Here is a 26,765-nt window from a genome sequence, read left to right on the forward strand (position 1 = left end):
CAACGCTTCGGGCAAGCCCGCCCGTGGGTGGCACATCGACCGGCGCACCGCTCGGATGATCGACGGGTGCGCCGGTTGCTGCCTTTCGTGGTCTCGGTGGTTTCGCTGCTGTCCGGCTGCGGGCAGATCCACGGAACGCCCGGGACCGCCCTCTCGGTCACCGGCGACTTCGGCACCAGGCCGACGGTGGTGCTCCCGTCCGGTCCGCCGCCCGCCGCTCCCGTCGTCGAGGTCCTCGCCGAGGGCCGGGGCCCGGTCGTACGCGAGGGCCAGGTCGTCGTCACCCATGCCGACATCCGGCTGTGGCGGGACGGCAGGCCGTACATGAGCACGCACGATCTCAGGCAGCCCACCACCGTCACCCTGGACGGGCAGCACGTCTCCGGCACCTGGGCCGCCGCGCTCGTCGGCCGCCGGGCGGGCAGCAGGGTCACCCTGGTGAGCCCGGCCGCCCAGGGCTTCGGCCCGGCCGGCATGGCCCCCTCGGGCGTCTCCCCGTCGGAGACCCTGGTCATCGTCTTCGACATCATCGGCGGGTACGCGCCGACCGCCAACGCCCGGCACGTGCGGACGCCCACCGACGCGGGCCCCACCCTCCCCGTGGTCGGCGGCTTCCCGCCCTTCCCCAGCAGCTTCCCGAAGAGCCCGCCCCGGGCGCTCACCGTCCGCACCCTCCGCCGCGGCTCCGGCCCCCCGGCCAAGCCGGGCTCCACCGTGGTGGTCCAGTACGTCACGACTCCCTGGGGCGCCACCACCCCCACCGACGCCTCCTACGCCCGGGGCGGCCCCAACGGCTTCCTGCTCGCGGAGAACTCCGTGCCACCGGGCTGGGTGGCGGGCCTCACCGGCGTCCCGGCCGGCAGCCGGGTCCTGCTGGTGGCCCCGCCCAAGCCCGGCTTCACCAGTACGACGGGCGGCGTCATCGTCCCCCAGGGCGTGTTCGTCACGTACGTCATCGACATCCTGGACGTCTTCGACCCCGCTCGCGGCCCGGCCGGCTGAGGCCCGGCCATGTGAGGTACCAGCCGGGTCAGGCTAGGCCCGGAGCGGTGGGCGGTCCAGGCCGCCGCCGGCCAGGACGTCGGCGACGAACTCGGCCGCGTTGCGGGCGGCCAGCGCGTGGTTCTCCTCGGTCCTGCCGGTGCCCCAGTCGCTGATCGCCTTGACCACGATCCAGTCCACCTTGCCCTTGGCGGCGGCCGCGTACACGCCCGCGCCCTCCATCTCGACGCCGATCGCGTCCGGTTCCGCGGCGGCCATCCGATCCCGCAGGGCGGCGGAGTCGAGGTGGGTGTTCCCGGACAGGATCAGGCCGGAGTGCACGCCGGGCACGCCCGGTTCCAGCCGGGCGCTCTCACAGCGGTTCAGCAGGGTCACCGACGGGCTCACCCGGTCGCCGCGCGGAATCTCGGCCGCCTGCCCCCACTGATAGTCGATCACTTTCTTGTGGTCCATCGCGCGCAGCTGAGTGCAGATCAGGACGTCGCCCAGCCGATGCCGGTCCTCGCGAAGCCCGGAGCAGGTCCCGGTGAGCAGGAGATAGTCCGGGTTCAGCTGGTCGATCAGGGACTGCGCGGTCAGCGTGGCCGCGCCCGGCTCCAGTACGCCGGGTCGGCTCCGCGCCAGCAGCACCCGGGCTCCGCGCACCACTCCCAGGTCGAGGGCGGTGTGGTGGTCGAGGTGGCGGCGGATCGGCTCGGTGCCGGTGAGTTCGCGGGCGGCGCGTATGACGGCGTCGCGCTCCACCGGTGTGACGACGAGCAGCAGGACCGTGGAGGTGCTCAGCACAGCGTCGATGTCCTTCTCGAAGTCGGTGCGCCGCTCCTTGCGCGCCGCTCCGGCCCGCCACATCGTGACCCCCGCCACCAGCACGAACATGAGCCCGAGCAGCCCGTTCGCCCAGCCGAACGCCCAGCTCTGGGCGGTGGCGGGGAAGATGCCCGGCGGGTTCTGGAAGGCGAGGCGGTAACCGAACCAGAGCAGTGCCGTGCCGAATGTCGCCGGCCGCCCGGCGCAGTCGCCGCGCGGCCGGCAGGCTTCCAATTCCTCCGGATAAGTCCCGAGGGCCTCGACCACCACGATCATGGCGACCCCGACCGTGTAGAGCAGGAGCGCGCCCCCGGATTCGGCCAGTTTCGGCCGCCGGAGCCGGGCACTCGCCCCGGCGGTCAGGAAGGTGATCCCGGCATGATGATCGGACACGCCGGAGGAGGCGCTGGTGGACATGGCCATGATCGCGGCCTCGGCCCCCGCGGTGGTCGCCCCGCTCAGCACGCACACCAGCGGTTCGACGATCTGGACCCGCGCCGCGACCCCGCCCAGGCTCTCGGCAGACCTGTCGATCTTGTTCTCCATCAGCCGCCGCACCCGCTCGGCGACGGTGGCGAGCAGGGCGGGGGCCCGTGCGTCGTCCGGGCAGTGGCACAGCGGCATGGTCCAGTGCACGAAACGCACGCCGGCTTTCATGGAGTCGCCTTCGCTGACCGGCCGGGCCGCCAGCCACCTGAGCCCGCCCAGCAGCAGGACACCGAGACCGAGCGTCATGACCGCGGTCACGTACAGCATGGCGGCGAGCAGCAGCACCATGGCGGCGAGCAGTAGCACCCCGGAGCTCACGTACAGCCCCGCCAGCCCCACGATCAGCCCGAGCAGCATCGCCACCGCGGGAGGCCCGAAGAACAGGACGAACTCCCACTGCCGGTCGATCGCGCGCAGCCAGCCCCGGGGGCGGTGGCCGCGCATGTCGTCCTGCGGCGGTTCCAGCAGGGCGAACCGGTCGGGGCCCTGCCAGACCAGCCGGCCTTCGCGGGAGGCGGCGTAGAGCACCACGGCCAGGGGCGCCCTCGCCCGGAAGACCCCGACGCCGCGCGGCCGTACGGTGCGGATCGCGTCGCGGCCGCGTTCGGCGCGCCGGACCTGGCGGGCGGCCTCCCGGGCGGCCGTGAAGGAGAGCACACACCCACCTTGCACTGATCCGAGGCTTAGCAGGGGCTTAAGTGTGGATTAACCGTAACCATCGGTCATTGACCCTGGTCCACGATGAACCTTACGCTCCCGGTTAATTCATAGGAAACTTTCCTATTAGTTTGGTTCGCCCTATCTGACCAGGAGCAACCCTTGCGTCGAATGACATTCGGGTCCTTGATCGCCGCGGCGGCGCTGTTGGTGCCGCTGGGGATCGGGACGGCTTCCGCCGCCACTCCGGCCACCGCCACGTACGCCGTCTCCGCCGACTGGGGCTCCGGCTTCGAGGCCAAGGTGACCGTCCGGGCGGGCGACTCCGCGCTGGCGAGCTGGCGCGTCGAGTTCGACGTGCCCGCGGGCACGGCCATCAGCTCGGCCTGGGACGCCGACATGACCAGGAGCGGCAACCACTACACCTTCGTGAACAAGGGGTGGAACGGGGCGGTTCCGGCGGGCGGGCAGGCCTCGTTCGGGTTCATCGGGGCGCCCGGCGGGCTCTCGGCCGTACAGAACTGCACGCTCAACGGAGCGGCCTGCACGGGCGGCACGAACCCGTCGCCGTCCCCGTCTCCGTCGCCCAGTCCGACCCCGACGGCCTCGCCCTCGCCATCTCCGTCTCCGAGTCCCACCCCGACCGCGCCTCCCGGCCGCAAGGTCATCGGCTACTTCACCAACTGGGGCGTCTACGGCCGCAACTACCACGTGAAGAACCTGGAGACCAGCGGCTCCGCCGCCAAGCTCACCCACATCCTGTACGCCTTCGGCAACGTCGCCGGCGGCCAGTGCGCGCTCTCCGACACCTACTCCGACTACGACAAGTTCTACTCGGCCGCCGACTCGGTGAACGGCGTCGCCGACACCTGGGACACCGGCGCGCTGCGCGGCAACTTCGGCCAGTTGCGGCGGCTCAAGGCCATGCACCCCGGCCTGAAGGTGATCTTCTCCTTCGGCGGCTGGACCTACTCCGCCGGCTTCACCCAGGCCGCGGCCAACCCGACGGCGTTCGCGAACTCCTGCTACAACGTGGTCGAGGACCCGCGCTGGGCCGACGTCTTCGACGGCATCGACATCGACTGGGAGTACCCGAACGCCTGCGGCCTGTCCTGCGACACCAGCGGCTTCGCCTCCTTCAGGAACCTGATGCAGGCCCTGCGCAACAGGTTCGGCCAGAACAACCTGGTCACCGCCGCGATCACCGCCGACGGCACCAACGGCGGCAAGATCGACGCCGCCGACTACGCGGGCGCCGCCCAGTACGTCGACTTCTACATGCCGATGACCTACGACTACTTCGGCGCCTTCGCCGCGCAGGGCCCGACCGCGCCGCACTCCCCGCTGACCTCCTACACGGGCATCCCGACGGCGGGCTTCCACTCCGACGCGGCCATCCAGAAGCTCAAGTCCAAGGGCATCCCGTCGAGCAAGCTGCTGCTCGGCATCGGCTTCTACGGCCGCGGCTGGACCGGCGTGACCCAGAGCGCGCCCGGCGGCACGGCCACCGGCGCCGCACCGGGCACGTACGAGGCGGGCATCGAGGACTACAAGGTCCTCAAGACCAGATGCCCGGTCACCGGTACGGCCGGCGGCACCGCCTACGGCTTCTGCAACGGCCAGTGGTGGGGGTACGACACCCCCGGCACGATCACCGGCAAGATGACCTACGCCAAGAACCAGGGCCTGGCGGGCGCCTTCTTCTGGGAGACCAGCGGCGACACCGCCAACGGTGAGCTGATCAGCGCGATCTACAACGGCCTCAGGTAACCCTCGCCGACCCTCCTCGAGATCCCCGGGGCCGTAAGGCCCACATCCCCCGCGGGATCCGGCGGCCCTCGCGTGAATTTCCACGCGAGGGCCGTTCGCGCGTCGCTTAGGGTGGCGGGTATGGACGCGACGAGGACGATCGTGGAGACCGTCGGGCGGATGCGGCAGCGCCGCACGGGACCGCTGGTCCTTGAGCTGGATCTCACCGAGGGCCTGTCCGAGGGCCCGCCCGCCGACCCGCTCGGCGCCCTGCTCACCATGCGCAAGCCGCGCCTGGCCGACGTGCTGGCCGGGCTGCGCCGGGCCCGCAAGGACCCCCGCGTGAAGGCGCTGATCGTGAAGATCGGCAGCGGCCAGCTGGGCCTGGGCATGGTCCAGGAGCTGCGCGGCGCCGTCGTCAAGCTGCGCGCCGCCGGCAAGCTGACCGTGGCGTACGCGGAGACGTTCGGCGAGTTCGGCGCCGGGACCGTGGCCTACTACCTGGCGAGCGCCTTCGAGCGCGTCTACCTCCAGCCGTCCGGCGACGTGGGCCTGACCGGCATCGCCCTGGAGCAGCGCTTCGTGAAGGACGCGCTGGCCAAGGTGAACGTGGAGTACCAGCTCGGCCAGCGGCACGAGTACAAGACCGCGGCCAACATGTTCACCCAGGACCACATGACCGAGGCGCACCGCGAGTCCACCGTGCGGATCGCCGAGTCGATCACCGAGCAGATCGTGGCCGGCATCGCCGAGTCCCGCTCGCTCGACCCCGCCCACGTCCGCGACCTGATCGACCAGGGCCCCTTCATCGGCGCGGAGGCGCTGGAGGCCGGCCTGGTGGACGCCCTCAAGTACCGCGACGAGGTCTACGCCGAGACCGTGCCCGAGCACGCCCACCTCCTCTACGTCGCGCGGTATGCGAAGACCGCCGGCCCCAGGAAGCTGCCGCACCCGGGGGAGGACGTGATCGCCCTGGTCCAGGGCGTCGGCCCGATCCGGATGGGCCGCAGCGGGCGCTCCCCGCTGGGCGGCGGCAGCGCGATGGGCTCGGACACGATCGCCGCCGCGCTCCGGTCCGCCCGCCGCGACGACAAGGTCAAGGCGATCGTCTTCCGGGTGGACAGCCCCGGCGGGTCGTACGTGGCTTCCGACACCATCTGGCGTGAAGTCGTGCTGGCCCGCAAGGCCGGCAAGCCGGTGATCGTCTCGATGGGCGACGTGGCCGCCTCCGGTGGGTACTTCGTGTCGATGGCCGCCGACGTGATTGTGGCCCAGCCGGGCACGCTGACCGGGTCCATCGGCGTGTTCGGTGGCAAGCCGGTCCTGGGCGAGCTGCTCACCCGCATGGGCGTGGTGTCCGAGACGGTGACGGAGGGCGCCAACGCCGGCATGTTCTCGCTCACGCGCGGCTTCTCCGAGGCCCAGTGGTCCCGCGTCAACGCCTGGCTCGACCGGGTCTACGACGACTTCGTGGGCAAGGTGGCCGACGGCCGGAAACTGGACCGGGAGCGCGCCCACGAACTGGCCCGCGGCCGCGTCTGGACCGGCGCCGACGCCCGCGCGAACGGCCTGGTGGACGAGCTGGGCGGCCTGGAGGACGCGATGGCGCTGGCCCGCAAGCGGGCCGGGCTGCCGGTGGACGCGCCCGTGCGGTTCTACCCCCGGCTCAACCCGCTGGAGCGGCTGCGCCCGGCCGAGTCGAGCGAGGACAAGGCCGCCGCGCTGGCCAGGATCCGGCTGGAGGCGTGGGGGCCGCTGTCCGCGCTGGCATCCGAGCTGGGCCTGCCCGCCGCCGGACCGCTGATCCTCCCCGGCCGGTGGAACATCCGCTAAGCCACCCCAGGAAGGCCCACGCCGGGAATGCTCCTTCCTGGAATGCTCACTCCAGGAAGGCCCCCTCCTGGAAGGCGGCGAGCGGGATCGGCAGCCAGGTCGGGCGGTTGCGGGCCTCGTAGACGACCTCGTACACGGCCTTGGAGAGTTTGAGGGCGTGCAGCAGGACCGCGTCCGCGCCGGTGATGCTGCCGCCCGCCTCGGTGTAGCCGGTCAGGAACGCCTGCCGGTTGCGCGCGGACCACTCCTGCGCCCGGGAGGCCAGCGAGGCCGCGTCCGGGTGGTCGGCCAGCAGGTGCCTGGCCGCGTACTCGATGGAGCGGAGCATGCCCGCCACGTCCCGCAGCGGCGAGTCCAGCGCCCGCCGCTCGGACAGCGGCTGGCCCGGCTCGCCCTCGAAGTCGAGCACCACCCAGTCGGCCGCCGTGCGCATCACCTGGCCCAGGTGGTAGTCGCCGTGCACCCGCTGCACGGCCACCGGCCGGTCGATGTCGGCCAGCCGGTCGTAGGCGGCGTGCGCCACCTCGGCGTGCGCGTCCAGCTGCGGGACCTCGGCGATGGCCCGGTCCAGGCGGCGCCGGAACGTCTCGGTCATGCGCTTGACCTCGGGCGGCTCGATCATGCCCGTCGGGAACACGTGGGCCAGGTCCCGGTGCACCTGCGCGGTGGCGCAGCCCAGCCGCCGCGCCTCGGCCGCGAAGTCGCCCCCGGCGTCGGCCGCCGAGACGTCCCTGGGCTGGGCGTACAGGTCGCGCACGCTGGTCAGGGCCATGGACCAGCCCTCGCTGGAGTTGGACAGGAACTCCTGCATGATGGCGAGCGTGGTCGGCTCCCCGTCCACCGTGGTGTCGATCCAGCCGTACGGCTTGGCCACGTGGGTGGAGCCCGCGGCGGCGAGCGCGGTGACGATCTCCAGCTCCGGGTTGACGCCCGGGATGATCGCGCGGAACTGCTTGAGGATGTACCGGTCGCCGAAGACGATCGAGGTGTTGGACTGCTCGGCGGTCATCACCAGGCTGCGCGGGCTGGTGTCGATCTCGACGCCGGGGATCCGGTGGAAGGACAGCGGGTCGATCTGGAGGTTCACGTCCATGCCGGCCAGCAGGCGGCCGGTCAGACTCGCGTCGTGGGCGGCGTCGTAGCAGTAGCGGTCCCGGCCGCCCCACTCGGTGCGGCCGATCATCGCGTGCCTGAGGCGGTCGGGGATCTCGTCGCGCAGCCCCAGCAGGAGCTGGTAGCGGGTGGACTGCTCGCCCTGCCGTACCGCGATGAGCAGGTGGGCGAGGACGGGGTCGTCGGCGGCGAGCTGGGTGCAGGACTCGATCGACACGCCGTCGATCGGGCGCCCCTTACCGGCGAACCAGCGTTGAGTGGCGATCCAGCCGGTAAGGAGCTCAGTCAGCACGTCTCTATTCCTCCCGTGACACCGGTGGGATGGTGAACCAGTAGAAACCATGCCCCGGGAGCGTCAAAAGATACGGAAGTTCACCAATCGGGGGGAAAGGTACCCCGCCCATGGTCTCCACCGGCTCGGCTCCCTCGAACCGCCGCAGGTCCAGCTCGACCGGCTGCGGGAAGCGGGACAGGTTGTTGACGCAGAGCACCCGGTCGTCGCCCAGCTCCCGCACGAAGGCCAGCACGCTGGGGTTGGAGGAGTTGAGCTCGATGAACTCGCCGAGGCCGAACACCGGGTGCCGCTTGCGGATGTCGATCATCCGCTTGGTCCAGTGCAGCAGCGAGCCCGAGCTCTTCTGCTGCGCCTCGACGTTGATCGCCTGGTAGCCGTAGATGGGGTCCATCACCGGCGGCAGGTAGAGGCGCCCCGGGTCGCAGTTGGAGAAGCCCGCGTTCCGGTCGGGCGTCCACTGCATGGGGGTACGGACTCCGTCCCGGTCGCCCAGCCAGATGTTGTCCCCCATCCCGATCTCGTCCCCGTAATAAAGCACCGGTGAACCCGGCAGGGACAGCAGCAGCGCCGTGAACAGCTCGATCTGGTTCCGGTCGTTCTCCAGCAGGGGGGCCAGCCGGCGGCGGATGCCCACGTTGGCGCGCATACGGGGGTCTTTGGCGTACTCGGAGTACATGTAGTCGCGCTCTTCGTCGGTGACCATTTCGAGGGTGAGCTCGTCGTGGTTGCGCAGGAAGATGCCCCACTGGCAGTTCTCGGGGATCTTCGGGGTCTGCGCCATGATCTCCGAGATCGGGTAACGCGACTCCCGCCGTACGGCCATGAAGATGCGGGGCATCAGCGGGAAGTGGAAGGCCATGTGGCATTCGTCGCCGCCGGTGACCGGGTCGCCGAAGTACTCCACCACGTCGGCCGGCCACTGGTTGGCCTCGGCCAGCAGCACCCGGTCCGGGTAGAGGCGGTCCACCTCGGCGCGGACCCGCTTGAGGTATTCGTGCGTCCTCGGCAGGTTCTCGCAGTTGGTCCCCTCCTGCTCGAACAGGTAGGGGATGGCGTCCATGCGGAAGCCGTCGATGCCGAGGTCCAGCCAGAACCGCAGCACCTCCAGCATCGCCTCCTGCACTGCCGGGTTCTCGTAGTTGAGGTCCGGCTGGTGGCTGAAGAAGCGGTGCCAGTAGTACTGGCCGCGGACCGGGTCGTGGGTCCAGTTGGACGTCTCGGTGTCGATGAAGATGATCCGCGCGTCCTTGTACGCCTCGTCCGTGTCGTTCCAGACGTAGAAGTCGCCGTACGGACCGTCCGGGTCACGCCGGGAGGCCTGGAACCACGGGTGCTGGTCGCTGGTGTGGTTCATGACCAGGTCGGCGATGACCCGGATGCCGCGCTTGTGGGCCTCCTCGACCAGCTTGACGAAGTCCCCAAGATCCCCAAAATCGGGCAAAATCTTCATAAAGTCGGCGATGTCGTATCCGCCGTCCCGCAGGGGGGACTCGTACAGCGGGAGCAGCCAGAGGCAGTCCACGCCGAGCCACTGGATGTAGTCGAGCTTGTCGATCAGGCCCCGGATGTCGCCCGTGCCGTCACCGTTGGAGTCGGCGAAGCCCCGGATCAGCACTTCGTAGAACACCGCCCGCTTGTACCAGTACTGATCGCGGGGTTTCTCGTGCGTGAAGGTGTTCGGGATCGGCTGATGCTGACTCGGCGTAAGGCTCACCGTTGTACTCCCCGGTTGTGCAGGGCTGACTTCACGGGCGGTGCGCTGACCCGTGACGCAGCGTGAAGACGTGTGCAGGATTGACATGTGGGTCGAGGCGCACGTAGTTGGACTGCCGCCAGCGGTACGACTCGCCCGACAGCTCGTCGTCCACGACGAACTCGGCATGCCAGTCGAGACCGAGGGCCGGCAGATCCAGATGGACGATGCCCTCATGGGTGTGGTGCGGATCCAGGTTGACGACAGCCAGGACGACGTCGCCTAGGCCGTGCCGTCGTGTGGCCGTGTCGTAGGCGCCGGGAAGCCGCTTGGAGAAGCAGATCACATCCGGCTGATCAACGTTGTGAAACCGTAGATTACGCAATTCCTGGAGGGCCGGGTGTGCTCTTCTGAACAAATTGAGGTGCGTGATGAACGGGGCCAGGCTGCGGCCCTCCCGTTCGGCCGCCTGCCAGTCCCGTGGGCGGTACTGGTACTTCTCGCTGTCCAGGTACTCCTCGCTGCCCGGACGTACCGGGACGTTCTCACCTAGTTCGTAGCCCGCGTACACCCCCCAGCTCGGCCCGGTCAGCGCGGCCAGGACCGCGCGGATCTTGAAGGCGGGTATGCCACCGTTTTGAAGGTACTCATGCAAGATGTCGGGAGTGTTGACGAACAGATTCGGGCGCAAAAAATGTCCCGTTTCATGGGACAGCTCGGAGAGATACTCCTCCAGCTCCGCCCGGGAGTTCTTCCACGTGTAGTACGTGTACGACTGGTGGAACCCCACCTTCGCCAGCGCCCGCATCATCGCCGGCCGGGTGAACGCCTCCGACAGGAACAGCACGTCGGGGTCCTCGGTCCGGATGTCGGCCAGCAGCTTCTCCCAGAACGCCACCGGCTTGGTGTGCGGATTGTCCACCCGGAAGATCCGTACGCCGTGCGCCATCCAGTGCCGCACCACCCGCTTGACCTCGGCGTAGATCCCGGCCGGATCCCGGTCGAAGTTGAGCGGATAGATGTCCTGGTACTTCTTGGGCGGATTCTCCGCGTACGCGATGGACCCGTCGGCCCGGATGTTGAACCACTCCGGATGGTCCTTCACCCACGGATGGTCCGGCGAGCACTGCAACGCCAGGTCGAGCGCGACCTCCATGCCCAGCTCGCGGGCCCGCGCCACGAACGCGTCGAAGTCCTCGATCGTGCCCAGATCCGGATGGACGGCGTCGTGCCCGCCGTCCTCCCCGCCGATCGCCCACGGCGACCCGGGGTCGTGCGGCTCGGGGGTGAGCGTGTTGTTGCGGCCCTTGCGGAAGGCCACCCCGATCGGGTGGATGGGCGGCAGATAGACCACGTCGAAGCCCATCTGGGCGACCGCGGGCAGGCGTTTGGCGGCGGTCGCGAAGGTGCCCGAGACCGGCACGCCGTCCTCGGCCACCGCGCCCTCGGAGCGGGGGAAGAACTCGTACCAGGAGCCGAACAGCGCGCGCCGCCGGTCCACCCGGATCTTCGCGGGCGTCGCCCTGGTGACCAGGTCGCGCAGCGGATGCGCGGCGATCAGGGCCAGCGTCTCCGGCAGCTGCGCCGCCGCGAACCTGGCGCGCGGGTCGACCTCGTCGTCCCGCAGCCGCGCGGCCAGCGCCAGCAGCGCCGCCCGGTGCCCGCACACCGGCAGGTCGGCCGCCAGCACCCCGCCCGTTTTGGTGTCACCGCTCTTGACCAGGCGTTTCCCGCCGTTCACGCAGTCGCCCGCGCGTACCGCCCGGGCCGCCCGCTCGAACAGGCGGGCGCCCTCCTCGCACATCAGGTCGGCGTCCAGCCCCCGGGGGATCTTGATCCCGGCGTCGTGCAGCCAGGTCGCCACCGGGTCGCTCCACGCCTCGACCCGGAAGGACCACAGGCCTTCCGCGGGAAGCGTGACGCTCACCCCCCATCGATCCGTGCCCGGCGCGAGCTCGCGCATGGGCTGCAGCCGCCCGGCGACGCCGTCCGGGTCGATGAGCACGACCCCCGCGGCGACCGCGTCGTGTCCCTCCCGGAACACGGTGGCGCTGATCTCGAAGGTTTCCCCTGCGGCCGCCTTCGCGGGGCGCTTCCCGCAGTCGACGACAGGGTGGATGTCCTGGATTGGGATTCGTCCGATCATCGTTTCTCAACGTAGCGACGGCACACCCGGTGCCGCCGGAGTTACGGGATTAGGACCGATCTTGGCTCGGAGTCGGGCAGCACGAACCACGACCCGCCGATCGGGCCGGTGGCTCATACAGGAGTTGCCCCAATGCTCCATGTTTACCCCTGGATATGAAAGAGCATGGCGCGGGTCAACTCCATCTCCTTCCGCTGAACGCCGGATTACCCCCGATTAGTCGTGGAGTGGCATCGAGTTCACCGGGGAGTGGCGCGGGTCTGTGAGGTTTGAGCCGGTGGGGCAATGGTGAGAGCTGTATGTGCTCCTCCACCCCCTCACATCCCCTAGGGTCTGGCCACGTGAGAGCTATTCGCAGGTTCACCGTCCGTACCGTCCTTCCGGCCGAACTCGCCCCGCTCGGTGAGCTGGTCCAGAATCTCCGCTGGTCGTGGCACCCGGAGACGATGGATCTGTTCGCCGAGGTCGATCCCGACGTGTGGGAGCGCGTCGGGCACGACCCGGTGGCGCTGCTCGGCGCCGTGGCCGCCGAGCGGCTGCGCGAACTCGCCAGGGACCGACGCTTCCTGCGCCGCCTGGCCGACGCCGCCGACGATCTCCGGGAGTACATGACCGCCCCGCGCTGGTACCAGACCCTCCCCGGCGGTCCCGCCGCGATCGGCTACTTCTCCCCGGAGTACGGCATCGCCGCCGCCCTCCCGCAGTACTCCGGCGGCCTCGGCATCCTGGCCGGCGACCACCTCAAGGCGGCCAGCGACCTGGGCGTGCCCATCCTCGGCGTCGGCCTGCTCTACCGGCACGGCTACTTCTCCCAGTCGCTGTCGCCGGAGGGCTGGCAGCAGGAGCACTACCCCTCGCTCGACCCCGGCGGCCTGCCGCTCACGCTGCTGAAGGAGGAGGACGGCACGCCGTCCCGGATCCGGATCGGCCTGCCCGGCGGGCGCACCCTGCACGCCCAGATCTGGGTGGCACAGGTCGGGCGCATCCCGCTGCTGCTGCTCGACTCCGACGTGGCCGACAACGACGCCGCCGCCCGCGACGTCACCGACCGGCTCTACGGCGGCGGCGGCGACCACCGCCTCATGCAGGAGCTGCTGCTGGGCATCGGCGGGGTGCGGGCGCTGCGCGCGTACTGCCGGATCACCGGCCACGCCGAGCCCGAGGTCTTCCACACCAACGAGGGCCACGCCGGCTTCCTCGGCCTGGAGCGCATCCGCGAGCTCACCGAGTCCCGCCTGTCCTTCGACGAGGCCCTGGAGGCCGTCCGCGCGGGCACGGTGTTCACCACCCACACGCCCGTCCCGGCCGGCATCGACCGCTTCCCGGCGGACATGATCGCCCGCCAGTTCGGCGGCGACAACGCCTGGCCGACCGTGGACGTGGACCGCATCCTGGAGCTCGGCGCCGAGCCGGACGGGTCGGACGGGGACGGCGAGAAGGCCGTCTTCAACATGGCCGTCATGGGCATGCGGCTGGCGCAGCGCGTCAACGGCGTGTCGGAGCTGCACGGCGAGGTCAGCCGGGAGATGTTCCAGGGCCTGTGGCCCGGGTTCGACCTGTCCGAGGTGCCGATCGGGTCGATCACCAACGGCGTGCACGCCCCCACCTGGGTCGGGCGCGAGGTGATGGAGCTGGCCGGCAAGGAGCTGCCCACGCTGGTGGACAGGACCCAGAACTGGGACAGCGTGCAGAAGCTCACCGAGGCCGACATCTGGACCATCCGCGGCCAGCTCAGGGGCCGCCTGGTGGCCGACGCCCGCAAGCGCCTGCGCCGGTCCTGGCGGGAGCGCGGCGCGTCCGAGGCCGAGCTGGGCTGGACCGACGAGGCGCTCGACCCCGGCGTGCTGACCATCGGCTTCGCCCGGCGGGTGCCCTCCTACAAGCGGCTCACCCTCATGCTGCGCGACCCGGAACGCCTCCGCGAGCTGCTGCTCGACCCGGAGAAGCCGGTCCAGATCCTGATCGCGGGCAAGGCGCACCCGGCCGACGAGGGCGGCAAGAAGCTGATCCAGCAGATCGTGAAGTTCGCCGACATGGAGGACGTGCGGCATCGCATCGTCTTCCTGCCCGACTACGACATGGCCCTCGGCCAGCTGCTCGTGCAGGGCTGCGACGTCTGGATGAACAACCCGCTGCGCCCGCTGGAGGCCTGCGGCACCTCCGGCATGAAGGCCGCGCTCAACGGCGGCCTCAACCTGTCCATCCTGGACGGCTGGTGGGACGAGTGGTACGACGGCACCAACGGCTGGGCCATCCCCACCGCCGACGGCGTGCCCGACCCCGACCGCCGGGACGAGCTGGAGGCCGCCGCCCTCTACGACCTGATCGAACGCGAGGTCGCCGACCGCTTCTACGACCGCGCCGCCGACGGCCTGCCGCGCCGCTGGCTGGAGATGGTCAAGCACACCCTCAGCTCGCTCGGCCCCAAGGTCCTGGCCGGCCGCATGCTCCGCGACTACGTCGTGCAGCTGTACGCGCCGGCCGCCGACTCGGCCAGGAATCTCGCCGTCGACCACTTCCACGGCGCCAAGTCCTTCGCCGCCTGGAAGCTCCGCGTCTCCCAGGCGTGGCCCGGCGTCCGGGTCGAGCACGTGGAGACCTCCGGGATCGGCGACACCCCCGAGCTGGGCGTGCTCATGGAGATCACGGCCACCATCGCGCTGGGCGACCTGTCTCCCGAGGACCTCCAGGTCCAGGCCGGGTACGGCCGGGTCGGCCCGCACGACGAGCTGATCGAGCCCGCGTACGTCACCCTGACCGCCGGGCCGTCCGGCGACGACGGCCGGGCCCCGTTCACCGGCACCATCCCGCTCGACCGTACGGGGGCCTTCGGGTACTCGGTGCGGGTCGTGCCGTTCCATCCGCTGATGGCCTCTCCGGCCGAACTCGGGCTGATCGCCGTGCCCGAGGAGCCGGCCGGGATGACCAACGGCACGCTGCGCTGACCCGGCGGCCCGCCGTGATCGCGGCGGGCCGCCGCAAGCCTCCGGATTGTGATCAGAGCCGGGCGTTTTCGTCATGCGTTGCGGCTATCGTGGCCGTTCATGCGGTTCGTCATGAGGATTGTTCCCATGCGGCTTCGGCGGGCGCTGCGAGTCCGGATCGACGCGCGGTACGTCACCAAGGCCGATCATCTGCGCGACATCAGAGATACCTTGTGGGAGGTCCAGATGTTGCGGCGGGAGGTCGTGGCGATGCGGCGTGAGCTGGATCGATTGCGGGACCTCAAGGCCATCTGAAACGGGGGCGGGGTCGTATGAAGGTCTATCTGTCGGTGGACATGGAGGGTGTCACCGGGCTGACCGATCCGGAGGAGATGCACGCGGGCGGCCGGGGGTACGAGCGCGGCTGCGAGCTGATGACCGGGGACGCCAACGCGGTCGTCGCGGGCGCCTTCGCGGCGGGCGCGCGGCAGGTGCTGGTCAACGACGCCCACGGCTCCACCAAGAACGTACGGATCGACCTGCTCGACCCGCGCGCCACCCTCGTCCGTGGGCCCGGCAAACCGCATCGGATGGCCCAGGGGCTGACCGCCGGCTTCGACGCCGCCTGCTTCGCCGGCTACCACGCCCGCGCCGGCGTGCCGGACGGGGTGCTCAACCACACCTGGATGGGCAAGGAGATCCACAACGTCTACCTCAACGACGAGATCTGCGGGGAGACGAGGCTGGTGGCCGGGTTCGCGGGCGCGCTGGGGGTGCCGGTCGCGCTGGTCACCGGCGACCAGGCGGTCTGCGACGAGGCCACGGAGCTGCTGGGCCGGGTCGAGACGGTCGCGGTCAAGAAGGGCGTGGACCGCTTCTCCGCCGAACTGCTGCCGCCGGAGGTGGCGCACGCCCGGATCGGGGAGGCCGCGGAGCGGGCGCTGAACCGGCTGTCCGACTTCACGCCTTACGTGGTGCCGCCGCCGTACCGGCTGGGGGTGGAGTGGAACTCCACGGCGATCGCCTCGGCGTGCGCGCTGATCCCCGGCACCCGGCTGGCCGGTCCGCGGCACACCGAGTTCGAGACCGGTGACTACCACGAGATCATGGCGCTGTTCGGCCTCTACGCGATGATCGCCGGACAGGTGGCCTGCGGCAGCGGGATCTACGGATGAACGTCAGCCGGCGCGCGCTGCTGATCGGCCTGGGCGCGGCCGGCGGGGCGGGCGCCATGTACGCCGCCATGAACGCGCTCGGCCTGGCTCCGGGCGAGCAGCGCTCCGAATTCGAGGCGCCGCGCCCGTCCGACTTCGCGCTGCGTGGCAAGGCGGCCGCCAAGGTGATCGTGCTCGGCGCCGGGATCGCCGGGCTCACCTGCGCGTACGAGCTGGGCAAGGCCGGTTACGACTGCACGGTCCTGGAGGCCTCCGACCGGATCGGCGGGCGCAGCCTGACCCTGCGCGGCGGGGACGGGCTCACCGACACCACCGGCGAGCGGCAGACGGCGGCCTACGGCGAGGGCGTCTACTTCAACGCGGGCCCGGCCAGGATCGCCTCCTGGATGGTCACTCTCGACTACTGCCGCGAACTCCACGTGCCGATCGAGCCCTTCGTCAACAGCAACGCCTCCGCGTACGTGTACACCTCCGGCATGAAGGCCCCCGTCCGGTTCAGGACCGCCAGGGCCGACGTGTACGGTCACCTGTCCGAGCTGCTCGCCAAGGCCACCAGCCAGGGCGCCCTGGACGAGGCCGTGCAACCCGCCGACAAGCAGCTCCTGCTGGACTTCCTCCGCCAGTTCGGCGACCTCGGCGAGCGGACCACCTACGGGGGCTCGGAGCGCCGGGGCTTCGCCGTCTACCCCGGCGTGGAGCCGGGCGCGCCGCTGCCGCCCCCGCCGACCCTCAGCGAACTGCTCGGCTACCAGCTCGCGCCGGCGCTCACCTTCGACCTCTCCGCCGACCAGGCCATGCCCATGTTCCAGCCGGTCGGCGGCATGGACATGATCGTCCAGGCGCTGGCCGACGCGGTCGGCCGGGACCGGATCAAGACCTCCTATCCGGTCACGAAAATCGTCAATGTGCCGGACGGCGTCGAGGTCTCCCACCAGGACGGCACCATGAAGGCCGCCTACTGCGTCGCCGCCCTCCCGCCGCACGTGCTGGCGAAGATCCCCGGCAACCTGGACAGCAGCGTGCTCGCCGCGCTCCGCGTCGCCGTCCCGTTCTCCGCCGGCAAGCTCGGCCTGGAGTACGGCCGCCGCTGGTGGGAGCAGGAGGACCGCATCTACGGCGGCATCACCGAGACCGACCTGGACATCGGCCGCATCTGGTACCCGTCCGAGGGCTTCCACCGCCCGCGCGGCCTGGTGGTCGGCTACTACAACTTCGCCGGCGACGCCGACGCCTACGCCGCGCTGCGGCATCCGGAACGCCTGGAGAAGGCGCTGGCGCAGGGCGAACGCGTGCACGGCGCCAAGTACCGGAAGGACTTACTCTCCAGCGTCTCGGTGGCCTGGGCCAACCGCCCCCACATCGAGGGCGCGTGGGCCAACATGCCGCCGTCGGCGCTGCTCCAGGAGCCCGCCGGGCGTGTCTATTTCGCCGGCGACTGGCTCACCCATCTGGTCGCCTGGCAGGCTGGGGCCTTCGAGTCCGCCCGCCATGTGGTGACCAGCCTGCACGAACGGGTGCTGAAGGAGAACTGAGTGACGCTCGACTGGATGCCCGCCGCCGACCACCTCGACCTGCTCGCCGCGCCGGTCGCCAAGGCTCTCGCCCCCGGCCTGCGGGTGGCCGAGATCGACCCCGCCCTGTCCGACACGGCCGCCTTCTGCGAGCGGTACGGCGTGGCCCCGGAGGACTCCGCCAACTGCGTGATCGTGGCCGGCAAGCGCGGCGGCGTCACCCGCTACGCGGCGGTCATGGTCCTGGCCACCGACCGGGCCGACGTCAACGGCGTGATCAGGAAACGGCTGGACGTGCGTAAGGTCTCTTTCGCTCCGCAGCAGGAGGCGGTCGAGCTCACCGGCATGGAGTACGGCGGCATCACCCCGCTCGGCCTGCCCGAGGACTGGCCCGTGCTCGTTGATGAAAACGTGACCAAGCGTTCATTTGTAGTGATAGGGAGTGGTCTGCGCCGCTCCAAGCTGGCCATATCCGGTCCGGACCTGGTCGCGGCCACCGGGGGCGAGACACTGGTGCTCACATTGTGACCGTAGGGTGGGAAACCGTTGAGCCACACCTAACGTTGTGCTTAGCAGGAATGTGGCCCGATGGCTCACTCATGGACGGTGTTTTAGTCGGTATGGTGCTTAAGGCATGAATCAGGACGACCGACTTGGCCCCTACCGGTTGCTGCGGCGGCTAGGTGAGGGTGGTATGGGCGTGGTCCACCTGGCCCTGGATCCTCACGGCAGGCAGGTGGCCGTCAAGGTGCTGCGCCCGGAGGTCGCCGGCGACGATACCGCGCGCCGCCGCCTCTCGCGCGAGGTCGAGACCATGCGGCGGGTCCGCAACCGGCACATCGCCGAGGTCGTGGACGCGGACGTGACCGGGCAGCGGCCGTACATCGTGACCAGGTACGTGCCCGGGCGCCCGCTGGACGAGATCGTCAAGCAGGACGGCGCGCTTCCGGTCGAGGCGCTGCTCAAGGTGGCCGCCGGGGTGGCCGAGGCGCTCGCCGCCGTACACGCCGCCGGGGTCATCCACCGCGACCTCAAACCGGGCAACGTCCTGATGCTGGACGGCGAGCCGGTGCTGATCGACTTCGGCATCGCGCAGGCCGTCGACGCCACCCGGCTCACCCAGACCGGCATGTTCATCGGCACGCCCGGCTACCTGGCCCCCGAGATCATCGAGGGGCACGAGGCCGGACCCGAGGTGGACGTGCACGCCTGGGCCGGCACCCTGATCTACGCGGCCACCGGCCTGCCGCCCTTCGGCAAGGGCACGCTGGAGATGATCTTCTTCAACATCACCTCCGGCAAGGCGAACGTGGAGGGCACGCCGCAGGTCATGCAGCCGGTGCTGCGGGCCGCGCTCCAGCGTGACCCGTCCCGCCGCCCGAGCGCCGCGGAGCTGCGCGACCAGGTCGCCCGGCTGCTGCCCAACCCGTACCGGCCGCGGGTGCCCGACGAGGTCACCACGGTTCCGAACGTCGACCAGACCACCGGCAAGCCGATCGCGGTGCTCGGCCTGGACGGGCCGCCGCCGACGCCGCGCCCGCCCTCCAACGAGCAGGTCAACCAGCAGGTCGCGCCGAAGCAGCACCCGCAGAGCCAGCAGAACCCGCACGTGACCCCGGCCGTGCCCCGGTCGGAGTTCGTCTCGCTGCTCGGCGACGCCCCGGTGACCGGGCAGGTGGCGACCCCGCCGCCCGCCCCGGCCGGCGACCCGTTCCCGACCGTGCGCGTCACCGGCGAGGACCTGCGCCGGGCCGGGCTGGCCGCCCAGCCGGAGGCGCCGCCGCCGCCCAAGTACGAGCCGCCGACCATCCCCAAGATCGTCGAAGGCGACATCCCCACCCGGATGGGCCCCCCGTCCGGCGCGAGCGCCTGGCAGCCCCTGCCCCAGCAGCAGCCGCAACCGCAGCCCCAGCCGCAGCTTCCGGTGCCGGACCAGCTGGGACGGGACGGGGACATCCCCACCCGGCGGGTACGCCCCGAGGAGCTGCGCCAGTCGCTGCCGCAGCAGCAGGTCTTCTTCGAGCAGCCGGCCGAGTTCTACGAGCAGACGCCGCACGTCAACCAGCCGCACCCGGTGCCGTTCCAGCAGACCGTCCGGGTGCCGCCGCCGCAGCCGCTGCACAACCCGGGCGTGCGTCCGGGCGCCATGTTGCAGCGTTCCCGTGCGTACGGGGTGGCCGCCGTGCTCATGCTGGTCGCGATGACCGCAGCGGCCGTGATCGCGCCGGTGCTGGTGGCGCTGGTCACGCTGCCCGCCGTGGTGCTGTTCCGGGCCGCCGACCAGGCCCAGCCGGTGCTCAACTCGCGCCGCCCGATCGGCGCGGCGGCGGCCGACGTGTTCCGGGTGATCAGCCTGCCAGGACCGCTGTTCAAGTCCATCGCGTCCACGGCCGGCCTCGTCCTTTACGGCCTGATCCTCGGCGTTCCCGTCACCCTGCTGCTGGCCGTCCTGGTCACCACCATGGACCCGAACGCCGCCCTCGCCTGGGGAGTCGCCGTCGCCCTGTGGGCCATCTGCGCCGGGCCCGCCGTGGAGGCGCCGAGCCGGCAGGTGAAGCGGACGCTGGCGTCTCTCTTCCCGGCCAGGGGTGCGGCCATCGGCGTGGCGTGGGGTGTCGGCGTTGTCGCCGTGTTATTGGCCGGAATCGCGTTACTGTCGGTGAGGGGGGACGACACCGCCGGCCTGTTCTGGGGATTTGACACCCTGGATCTGGTCGACCGCTTGACCGAACTACGGGCGAAGGGACCAGGGGGGTCATAGATGGCCACGACTGAGGCTCCGGAGCGGATCGGTCCGTACCGATTGCTCCGCCGGCTCGGTGAGGGCGGCATGGGGGTCGTCCATCTCGGACTCGACAGGGACAACCGCGAGGTCGCCGTCAAGGTGCTGCACCCGCATGTCGCGTCCGACCTGAAGGCGCGGGACCGGCTCACCCGCGAGGTGGAGACCATGCGCCGGGTGCGCAGCCCTCGCGTCGCCGAGGTGCTCGACGCGGACCTGATCGGGGCCACGCCGTACATCGTTACCAGGTTCGCGCCCGGGCGCACGCTGGAGCAGCGCGTCCTGGAGGACGGGCCGCTGAGCGGCCGGGAGCTGGTCAGGCTCGCCCGCGGCCTGTGCGAGGCGCTGGTGGCCGTGCACGCCGCCGACGTCATCCACCGCGACCTCAAGCCGGCCAACGTCATGCTGGTCGAGTCGGGCGGCGGCTTCGAGCCGCTGGTCATCGACTTCGGCATCGCGCATCTGGTCAACGCCACCCGGCTGACCCAGACCGGCATGTTCGTGGGCACCCCCGGCTATCTGGCGCCGGAGATCATCAGGGACACCGCGATCACCCAGGCCGCCGACGTGCACGCGCTGGCGGCGACCGTCTTCTTCGCGGCCACCGGGCAGCCGCCGTTCGGCTCGGGCACCTTCGAGGTGGTCTGCTACAACATCCTGGAGGGCAAGGCCAAGGTCGACCTGGCCCCCGCGTGGATGCGCGGCTGGCTGCGGCTGGCCCTGTCCACCGACGCCGGCACGCGGCCCTCGGCGGGCGCGCTGCTGCGGCTCGCGCGGGCGCTGGACCCGTCGGTCACCGTGTTCAAGGAGTCCGCCGCCACCCACGTGCTGACCGGGGAGGACGGCACGCGGGTCCTGGAGGACGGCACGCGCATCCTCACCGACGGAACCCGCATCCTCACCGACGGCACCCGCGTGCAGCCGGATGGCACCCGGATGCTGGCCGACGGCACGCGCGTGCTCACCGACGGAACCCGGGTACTCAACGACGGGACGCGGGTCCTCAACGACGGCACCAAGGTGCTGGCCGACGGCACTCGGGTGCTCGACGACGGGCCCGGCCACACGCGCGGGCTGCCGGTGGACCACTCCGACCTGCTCACGCCGGTCAACTACGCCAAACCGGAACGTCCGCAGAAGCCTCCCAAGCAGGGCAGGGGCGGGAGCAGGACGGCGCCGCCGCCGTACGTGCCGCCGCCTCCGTACCAGCCGGCGCCGCTCGCCGACCAGCGGGTGGCCGGGTATCCGCCGCCGGCCAACGCGCAGCCGACCGCGCCGCCGCGGTACCAGCCGCCGCCCGCGCCGGGCAGGCCGTACCAGCCGGAGGGGGAGCGGCAGCGGTACCGGACCGGGCATCCGTTCCTGGCGGCGCTGCTGCTGACCGCGCTCGTCGCGGCGACCTGCCTGCTGCCGGTGATCGTCAGCCTGTTCGCCATCGGCCTGGCGCTCTGCCTGCGGGTCGGCAACTACCTGTTCGGGGATCTCACCGAGCGGCGGCAGACCCGGGGGAGCAGCGGCGCCGATCCGGTGCTGGCCGTGCTCGGCACCCCGTGGGCGCTGATCAAGGCGACGCTGGCCACGCTCGTGCAGGTGCCGCTCTCGATCATGTTCGGGATGTGCGTCTGGGGCGCGCTCGTCTACGGCGCGCACCAGACCACCGACACCGCCGCCGGATACGCCGCCGGGGCTTTCGTGGCTGGGCTGTTCATCCTGCCGGGCGGCGGCGGCCCCAGGAAGGCCGTGGCCAAGTCGCTGAGCGGGCTGATCCGCAGCCCCGGCGCGGGCATGGTGGTGGCCATCGCGGTCGGCACACTCGCGTTCTTCCTGGTGATGGCCGCGTTCTCGGCCACCGCGATGTGGACCCCGTGGCGCCCGCCGTCCGTGGCCATCGACGCGATCGTCGCCGACCTGAAGCAGAAGGGCGAGGACACCGTCGTCAACCTCATCGGCGGCCTGGTCGACGACCTGATGAACCAGCTCGGGCTCGGATTCCTCACATTCTGGAAGTGACCACAGGGGTGCGAACGCGATCTGACGGGGCACGATAAATCCGGGCACGGTAGATCGTGGGGCGGCGAAGGGAGAGCGCGTGGGCGCGGAGTATCTGGACTCCTATCGGCTGCTCTCCCCGCTGGGCTCGGGCGGATTCGGCGCGGTCCACCTGGCGCTGGACGGCGAGGGCCGGACCGTCGCGGTGAAGGTGCTCCACCCGCACGTGGCCGCCGACGCCTCCGCGCTGGCCCGGCTGGCCCGCGAGGTGGAGACCATGCGCCGGGTCCGCGGCCCGCACATCGCCGAGGTCCTCGACGCCTCCCTGGACGGCGACCAGCCGTACGTGGTGACCCGTTATGTGCAGGGCCGGGCGCTCTCCGCCGTGGCCCCGCTCGCCGGCGACGATCTGGTACGGCTCGCGCACGGCCTGGCCGAGGCCCTCGTCGCCGTGCACCGCGCCGGCGTGGTCCACCGCGACCTCAAACCCGCCAACGTGATCATCGCCGACGGCGAGCCGTACGTGATCGACTTCGGCATCGCGTACGCGCTGGACTCGGCCGCGGTGACCGCCTCCGGCGCGGTCGTCGGCACGCCGGGGTACCTCGCGCCCGAGATCCTGGAGGGCCGGGAGACCGGTCCCGCCGCCGACGTGTTCGCGTGGGCGGCGACGATGGCGTTCGCGGCGACCGGGCGGCAGCCGTACGGGACGGGGCCGGTGCCGGCCGTCGCCTACCGGGTGGTGCACGGGGACCCCGACCTGGAGGGCGTGCCCGACTGGCTGGCGCCGCTGCTGCGCGAGTGCCTGCGCGCCGAGCCCGCCGCCCGCCCGTCGGCCGAGCGGCTGCTGGCCCGGCTGGCGGGGACCTCGCGCCCCCGCGTGCTGACCGGCGCTCCCGCGCCCATGATCGTGGAGCATCGGGAGGCGGAGACGCGGGAGTGGCGGCCGGGCGCGCAGGCTCCCGAGCGGCGTCCGACCGGGGAGGAGGCGCGGCTGCGCCGCCGGGAGGTCGTGCGGCGGCGCTGGGTGGTGGGGACCGGCCTGGTGGTCGGCCTGCTGGCGGCGACCGGGCGGGAGCACGTGCCCGAGGTGTCGCTGCTGCTGCTCGTCGCGTACGGGACGACGGTGCTGGTGGACGCGGGATTCGGCCTCGTGGCGAAGTCACGGTCCCGGGTGGTGGTAGACCTGGTGTGCATCGCGGGGTCTGTGGCGCTGTGGGCAGGGTTGAGTACGTTGTTCAGCACGTTCACGCTGCTGCTGGCCGTGGGCGCGCTGCTGTTCGCGGTCGGACTGCTCGCGCTGGCCAGTTGATCCCCCTGCGCATCGCTTCCGGAACATAGTTCGGTAGGGTGCGGGTATAAGGTTTGCGTCTAAGCTACTCACGGGTAACATGCGATCAGAGCCACACGGAATACGGGAGGTCGGCCACCGGCCATGAACATCGTCGTCTGCGTGAAACAGGTCCCCGACACGGCCACCGAGCGCAAGCTGCGGTCCGATGACAAGACGCTCGACCGCGACGCCGCCGACGGCGTCATCAACGAGCTGTGCGAATACGCGGTCGAGGAGGCGCTGCGTCTGAAGGAGGCCCACGGGGGCGAGGTGACCGTGCTCACCATGGGCCCCGACAAGGCCACCGACACCATCCGCAAGGCCCTGGCCATGGGCGCCGACAAGGCCGTGCACCTGGTCGACCCGGCCCTGCACGGCTCGGACGCGCTGTCCACGTCGTACGCGATGGCCCAGACGCTGAAGAAGATCGGGTTCGACCTGGTCATCCTCGGCTCCGAGTCCACCGACGCCAGAACCGGCATGCTCGCCGCCATGCTGGCCGAGCGGCTGGGCGCGCCCCAGCTCACCCTGGCCAACAAGGTGGAGATCGGCGACGGCGCGATCCGCGTGCAGCGGGTCACCGACTACGGGTTCGACAAGGTCGAGGCGTCCCTGCCCGCCGTCGTCTCCGTGGTCGAGAAGATCAACGAGCCGCGCTACCCGTCCTTCAAGGGCATCATGGCGGCCAAGAAGAAGCCGGTGCAGACCTTCGGGATCGCCGACGCCGAGATCGACGCGGCCCAGGTCGGCGTCGCCAACGCGTGGAGCGAGGTCACCGACTTCGCGGTCGCGCCGCCGCGCGCGGCCGGCACCGTCGTGAAGGACGAGGGCGACGGCGGGGTCAAGGCCGCCGACTTCCTCGCCTCGAAGAAATTCATCTGAGGAGGGTGGCATGGCAGAGATCCTGGTGCTCGTCGAGCACGTGGACGGTGACGTCAAGAAGGTCACCCTCGAACTGCTGACCCTGGCCAGGTTGCTGGGCGAACCGGCGGCCGTCTGGGCCGGACCCGGCTACTCCGACATCGCCAAGGGCAAGCTCGCCGAGTTCGGCGCGGAGAAGGTGTACGTGGCCGACTCGGCCGACATCGTGGACCACGTGGTCGCGCCCAAGGCCGAACTGCTGGCCTCGCTGGTCGCCTCCCGCGCGCCGGCCGCCGTACTGGTCGCCTCCACGGCCGAGGGCAAGGAGGTCGCCGGGCGGCTCGCCGTCAAGACCGACTCCGGCGTCATCACCGACGCGGTCGGCGTGGGCGAGGGCCTCGTCGCCGACCAGTCCATCTTCGGCGGCGGCGTCAACGTGCACAGCCGCGTCGCCAAGGGCACGCCGATCATCGCGGTCCGCCCCAACTCGACGGCGCCCGTACCCGCGACCGGGGCGGCCGCCGAGGAGAAGGTGGACGTGGAGTTGTCCGACTCCGCCCGCGCCGCGAAGATCGTCGAGCGGGTCAAGCAGGAGAAGGGGGCCCGTCCCGAGCTCACCGAGGCCGCCATCGTGGTCTCCGGCGGGCGCGGTGTCGGCTCCGGTGAGAACTTCGCGATCATCGAGAAGCTGGCGGACTCGCTCGGCGCGGCCGTCGGCGCCTCCCGCGCGGCGACCGACGCGGGCTGGTATCCGCACGCCTTCCAGGTCGGCCAGACCGGGAAGACCGTCTCGCCGCAGCTGTACATCGCGGCGGGTATCTCCGGGGCCATTCAGCACCGGGCGGGCATGCAGACGTCCAAGACGATCGTGGTCATCAACAAGGACCCCGAGGCGCCCATCTTCGAGATCGCCGACTTCGGCATCGTGGGCGACCTGAACCAGGTCGTCCCGCAGCTCACGGCGGAGATCGCCAAGCGCAAGTGACGCAGGCTTCGGCGCCGCTCCTTTCCGGAGCGGCGCCGTTTCCTTTCGCACGGCCCTTTGCGCGGTCCTTTTTGCGCGGTTCCTTTTGCGCGGCTCTCTTGTGCGGCTATACGGCTTGTGCGGCTATGCGGCGACCGGCACGCGCTCGGTGACGGGCTGGATCTCGGTGGCCCGCGAGCGGGGGATGAACCGGGCGGCCACGGTGATGAGCACGCCGAGGACGACCGCGGTGAGCATGGCCACGCGGAGCGAGGTCGCGCCCGACAGGAAGCCGATCAGGACAGGGCCCAGGAGCAGGCCGGCGTAGCCCATCGCGCCGGTCTGGGCGATGGCGGGGCCCGGAGTGGCGGACGCGGTACCGGCCAGGGACATGGCCATGGGGGAGATCATGGCCACCGCGATGCCGACGAACAGCATCCCGGTGACCGCCGCCACGGGGGAGGCCACGAGGATCACTGTGCCGTACGTGGCGGCGGTGGCCAGGCCGGAGAACGCGATCAGGCCCGGTGCGCCGAACCGCAGCCGCAGACGGTCGCCGGAGAGGCGGCCGAGCAGCATGCCCGCTTCGAAGACGGGGTAGCCGAGTGCGGCCAGAGCCTCCGGAGCGTTGAGGGTGTCCCGCAGGTAGAGGCCGTTCCAGTCGGCGACGACGCCCTCCACCATGAACGCGCCGAAGGTGATCGCGCCCAGCAGGTAGACCACGCCGGGGAGTCTGCGTGTCGTGGTGGTCTCCGCCGTACGGATGCGGTCGTTCAGGTAGAACCGGCTCAGCACCATCGAAGCCGGAAGCGACAGCAGGGCGACCAGCACGATGTGCACGGTCAGCGAAAGCCCCGCCGCGATCGCCGCCGTCCCCATGAGACCGGCCCCGATCGCGCCCACACACCATCCGGCGTGCATGCCGCTCAGCAGCGGCCGCCCGGCCCGGCGTTCGACCGCCGACCCCTGCGCGCTCATGGCCACGTCCACGGCCCCGAACGCCATCCCGAACGCGACCGACGCCGCCACCAGCACCGGCACCGACCAGGCCAGCGCCACCAGCCCCAACATCACGGCACACACCGGCGCCGCGACCCGCAACACCCCACGACTACCGACGCGCCCCATGACCCCGCGCATCGCCTGCATGGTCACCAGGGCCCCCAGGCCCCACGCAAGCAAGACGAGCCCGACCTCCGCCTCGGTCATCCCCAGCTTGTCGCTCAACGCCGGAATCCGCACGGTGTACGTCCCGCACATGATCCCCGCCAGAACGAAGGTGAGGATCGCCCCCATACGAGCAGTCCTCAGGGCGCGCGTCATCGAAATCTCCTTACAGGTCATAGGCCGACAGTTCGGCCAAGAATGGTCGTGACAGGTGTGACGGTGCGTTGGGCACCAGGTGGGAATGTTGTGAGCCGTGTGACCGGACCGGATCCGAT

At 70.9% G+C, this 26,765-nt stretch carries 18 protein-coding genes; 13 read left to right on the plus strand and 5 right to left on the minus strand.

All coding sequences use genetic code 11. The features are described 5' to 3' along the window. The first annotated feature begins 66 nt into the window (after positions 1-66). Positions 67-1,002 carry an FKBP-type peptidyl-prolyl cis-trans isomerase gene (locus tag Aph01nite_RS15510; protein ID WP_204041573.1) on the plus strand — a complete coding sequence of 312 codons (936 nt, stop codon included), beginning with the start codon at positions 67-69 and terminating at the stop codon, positions 1,000-1,002. Between the two features lie 33 nt (positions 1,003-1,035). Here Aph01nite_RS15510 and Aph01nite_RS15515 read toward each other — a convergent pair whose 3' ends face one another. Continuing rightward, the gene (locus Aph01nite_RS15515; protein WP_204041574.1) at positions 1,036-2,955 is read right to left on the minus strand and encodes a 5'-methylthioadenosine/S-adenosylhomocysteine nucleosidase family protein; all 1,920 of its coding nucleotides are present in this window, start codon (positions 2,953-2,955) and stop codon (positions 1,036-1,038) included. Positions 2,956-3,126: 171 nt separating this feature from the next. On the opposite strand from Aph01nite_RS15515, the gene Aph01nite_RS15520 reads away from it, so the two are divergent. Both Aph01nite_RS15520 and sppA read left to right on the plus strand, forming a co-directional pair. Further along, a complete protein-coding gene (locus Aph01nite_RS15520) occupies positions 3,127-4,725 on the plus strand; it encodes a glycosyl hydrolase family 18 protein (RefSeq protein WP_204041575.1) in 1,599 nt (532 codons plus the stop codon). Between the two features lie 120 nt (positions 4,726-4,845). Continuing rightward, complete coding sequence (gene sppA / locus Aph01nite_RS15525; protein ID WP_204041576.1) at positions 4,846-6,537, plus strand: signal peptide peptidase SppA; 1,692 nt, start codon at positions 4,846-4,848, stop codon at positions 6,535-6,537. Positions 6,538-6,583: 46 nt separating this feature from the next. On the opposite strand, the gene Aph01nite_RS15530 is transcribed toward sppA, so the two are convergent. From Aph01nite_RS15530 to Aph01nite_RS15540, 3 genes are read right to left on the minus strand one after another with little or no spacing between them, the layout of a single operon-like run. Next, positions 6,584-7,942 (minus strand): maltokinase N-terminal cap-like domain-containing protein, encoded by a 1,359-nt coding sequence (locus tag Aph01nite_RS15530; RefSeq protein ID WP_239161722.1) that lies wholly within the window; start codon positions 7,940-7,942, stop codon positions 6,584-6,586. A 4-nt stretch (positions 7,943-7,946) separates the two neighbouring features. Next, positions 7,947-9,659 (minus strand): maltose alpha-D-glucosyltransferase, encoded by a 1,713-nt coding sequence (gene treS, locus Aph01nite_RS15535; RefSeq protein ID WP_204041578.1) that lies wholly within the window; start codon positions 9,657-9,659, stop codon positions 7,947-7,949. Between the two features lie 31 nt (positions 9,660-9,690). After that, complete coding sequence (locus Aph01nite_RS15540) at positions 9,691-11,784, minus strand: alpha-1,4-glucan--maltose-1-phosphate maltosyltransferase (protein ID WP_204041579.1); 2,094 nt, start codon at positions 11,782-11,784, stop codon at positions 9,691-9,693. A 341-nt stretch (positions 11,785-12,125) separates the two neighbouring features. Here Aph01nite_RS15540 and glgP point away from each other — a divergent pair, with 341 nt between their 5' ends. From glgP to Aph01nite_RS15590, 10 genes are all read left to right on the plus strand, one after another. Then, the gene (gene glgP, locus Aph01nite_RS15545; protein WP_204041580.1) at positions 12,126-14,729 is read left to right on the plus strand and encodes an alpha-glucan family phosphorylase; all 2,604 of its coding nucleotides are present in this window, start codon (positions 12,126-12,128) and stop codon (positions 14,727-14,729) included. Between the two features lie 126 nt (positions 14,730-14,855). After that, positions 14,856-15,023 (plus strand): hypothetical protein, encoded by a 168-nt coding sequence (locus Aph01nite_RS15550; protein ID WP_204041581.1) that lies wholly within the window; start codon positions 14,856-14,858, stop codon positions 15,021-15,023. Between the two features lie 17 nt (positions 15,024-15,040). Next, positions 15,041-15,883, plus strand: coding sequence for a M55 family metallopeptidase (locus Aph01nite_RS15555; protein ID WP_204041582.1), 843 nt, complete (start codon positions 15,041-15,043; stop codon positions 15,881-15,883). Further along, entirely contained in the window at positions 15,880-17,415 is a 1,536-nt protein-coding gene (locus Aph01nite_RS15560; protein ID WP_204041583.1) for a flavin monoamine oxidase family protein, read from the plus strand. Before Aph01nite_RS15555 ends, Aph01nite_RS15560 begins: the two co-directional genes overlap by 4 nt. Before the next feature lie 15 nt (positions 17,416-17,430). Further along, positions 17,431-17,922, plus strand: a complete 492-nt coding sequence (locus tag Aph01nite_RS15565) for a YbaK/EbsC family protein (RefSeq protein ID WP_204041611.1) — start codon at positions 17,431-17,433, stop codon at positions 17,920-17,922. Positions 17,923-18,028: 106 nt separating this feature from the next. Beyond that, the gene (locus Aph01nite_RS15570) at positions 18,029-20,155 is read left to right on the plus strand and encodes a serine/threonine-protein kinase (RefSeq protein WP_204041584.1); all 2,127 of its coding nucleotides are present in this window, start codon (positions 18,029-18,031) and stop codon (positions 20,153-20,155) included. After that, positions 20,156-22,186: a serine/threonine-protein kinase gene (locus Aph01nite_RS15575; RefSeq protein ID WP_204041585.1), complete on the plus strand. Its 2,031-nt coding sequence runs from the start codon at positions 20,156-20,158 to the stop codon at positions 22,184-22,186. Positions 22,187-22,265: 79 nt separating this feature from the next. Next, complete coding sequence (locus tag Aph01nite_RS15580) at positions 22,266-23,477, plus strand: serine/threonine-protein kinase (RefSeq protein WP_204041586.1); 1,212 nt, start codon at positions 22,266-22,268, stop codon at positions 23,475-23,477. A gap of 123 nt (positions 23,478-23,600) precedes the next feature. Then, positions 23,601-24,380, plus strand: a complete 780-nt coding sequence (locus tag Aph01nite_RS15585) for an electron transfer flavoprotein subunit beta/FixA family protein (RefSeq protein ID WP_204041587.1) — start codon at positions 23,601-23,603, stop codon at positions 24,378-24,380. Between the two features lie 10 nt (positions 24,381-24,390). After that, on the plus strand, positions 24,391-25,344 hold the full coding sequence (locus Aph01nite_RS15590; RefSeq protein ID WP_204041588.1) for an electron transfer flavoprotein subunit alpha/FixB family protein: 954 nt from the start codon (positions 24,391-24,393) through the stop codon (positions 25,342-25,344). 123 nt (positions 25,345-25,467) lie between these two features. Here the strand turns inward: Aph01nite_RS15590 and Aph01nite_RS15595 are convergent, their stop codons facing one another. After that, positions 25,468-26,646: an MFS transporter gene (locus Aph01nite_RS15595; protein ID WP_204041589.1), complete on the minus strand. Its 1,179-nt coding sequence runs from the start codon at positions 26,644-26,646 to the stop codon at positions 25,468-25,470. Positions 26,647-26,765: the final 119 nt, after the last annotated feature.

It is taken from the genome of Acrocarpospora phusangensis, assembly GCF_016862995.1.
GTDB lineage: Bacteria > Actinomycetota > Actinomycetes > Streptosporangiales > Streptosporangiaceae > Acrocarpospora > Acrocarpospora phusangensis.

What these genes read in the sequence shown, in the direction of transcription:
- Aph01nite_RS15540 (WP_204041579.1), bottom strand. Translation starts at nt 11,784, where the DNA reads ATGATCGGACGAATCCCAATCCAGGACATCCACCCTGTCGTCGACTGC.
- Aph01nite_RS15585 (WP_204041587.1), top strand. Translation starts at nt 23,601, where the DNA reads ATGAACATCGTCGTCTGCGTGAAACAGGTCCCCGACACGGCCACCGAG.
- Aph01nite_RS15560 (WP_204041583.1), top strand. Translation starts at nt 15,880, where the DNA reads ATGAACGTCAGCCGGCGCGCGCTGCTGATCGGCCTGGGCGCGGCCGGC.
- Aph01nite_RS15595 (WP_204041589.1), bottom strand. Translation starts at nt 26,646, where the DNA reads ATGACGCGCGCCCTGAGGACTGCTCGTATGGGGGCGATCCTCACCTTC.
- Aph01nite_RS15565 (WP_204041611.1), top strand. Translation starts at nt 17,431, where the DNA reads ATGCCCGCCGCCGACCACCTCGACCTGCTCGCCGCGCCGGTCGCCAAG.
- Aph01nite_RS15555 (WP_204041582.1), top strand. Translation starts at nt 15,041, where the DNA reads ATGAAGGTCTATCTGTCGGTGGACATGGAGGGTGTCACCGGGCTGACC.
- Aph01nite_RS15575 (WP_204041585.1), top strand. Translation starts at nt 20,156, where the DNA reads ATGGCCACGACTGAGGCTCCGGAGCGGATCGGTCCGTACCGATTGCTC.
- Aph01nite_RS15520 (WP_204041575.1), top strand. Translation starts at nt 3,127, where the DNA reads ATGACATTCGGGTCCTTGATCGCCGCGGCGGCGCTGTTGGTGCCGCTG.
- Aph01nite_RS15570 (WP_204041584.1), top strand. Translation starts at nt 18,029, where the DNA reads ATGAATCAGGACGACCGACTTGGCCCCTACCGGTTGCTGCGGCGGCTA.
- Aph01nite_RS15590 (WP_204041588.1), top strand. Translation starts at nt 24,391, where the DNA reads ATGGCAGAGATCCTGGTGCTCGTCGAGCACGTGGACGGTGACGTCAAG.
- sppA (WP_204041576.1), top strand. Translation starts at nt 4,846, where the DNA reads ATGGACGCGACGAGGACGATCGTGGAGACCGTCGGGCGGATGCGGCAG.
- Aph01nite_RS15550 (WP_204041581.1), top strand. Translation starts at nt 14,856, where the DNA reads ATGCGGCTTCGGCGGGCGCTGCGAGTCCGGATCGACGCGCGGTACGTC.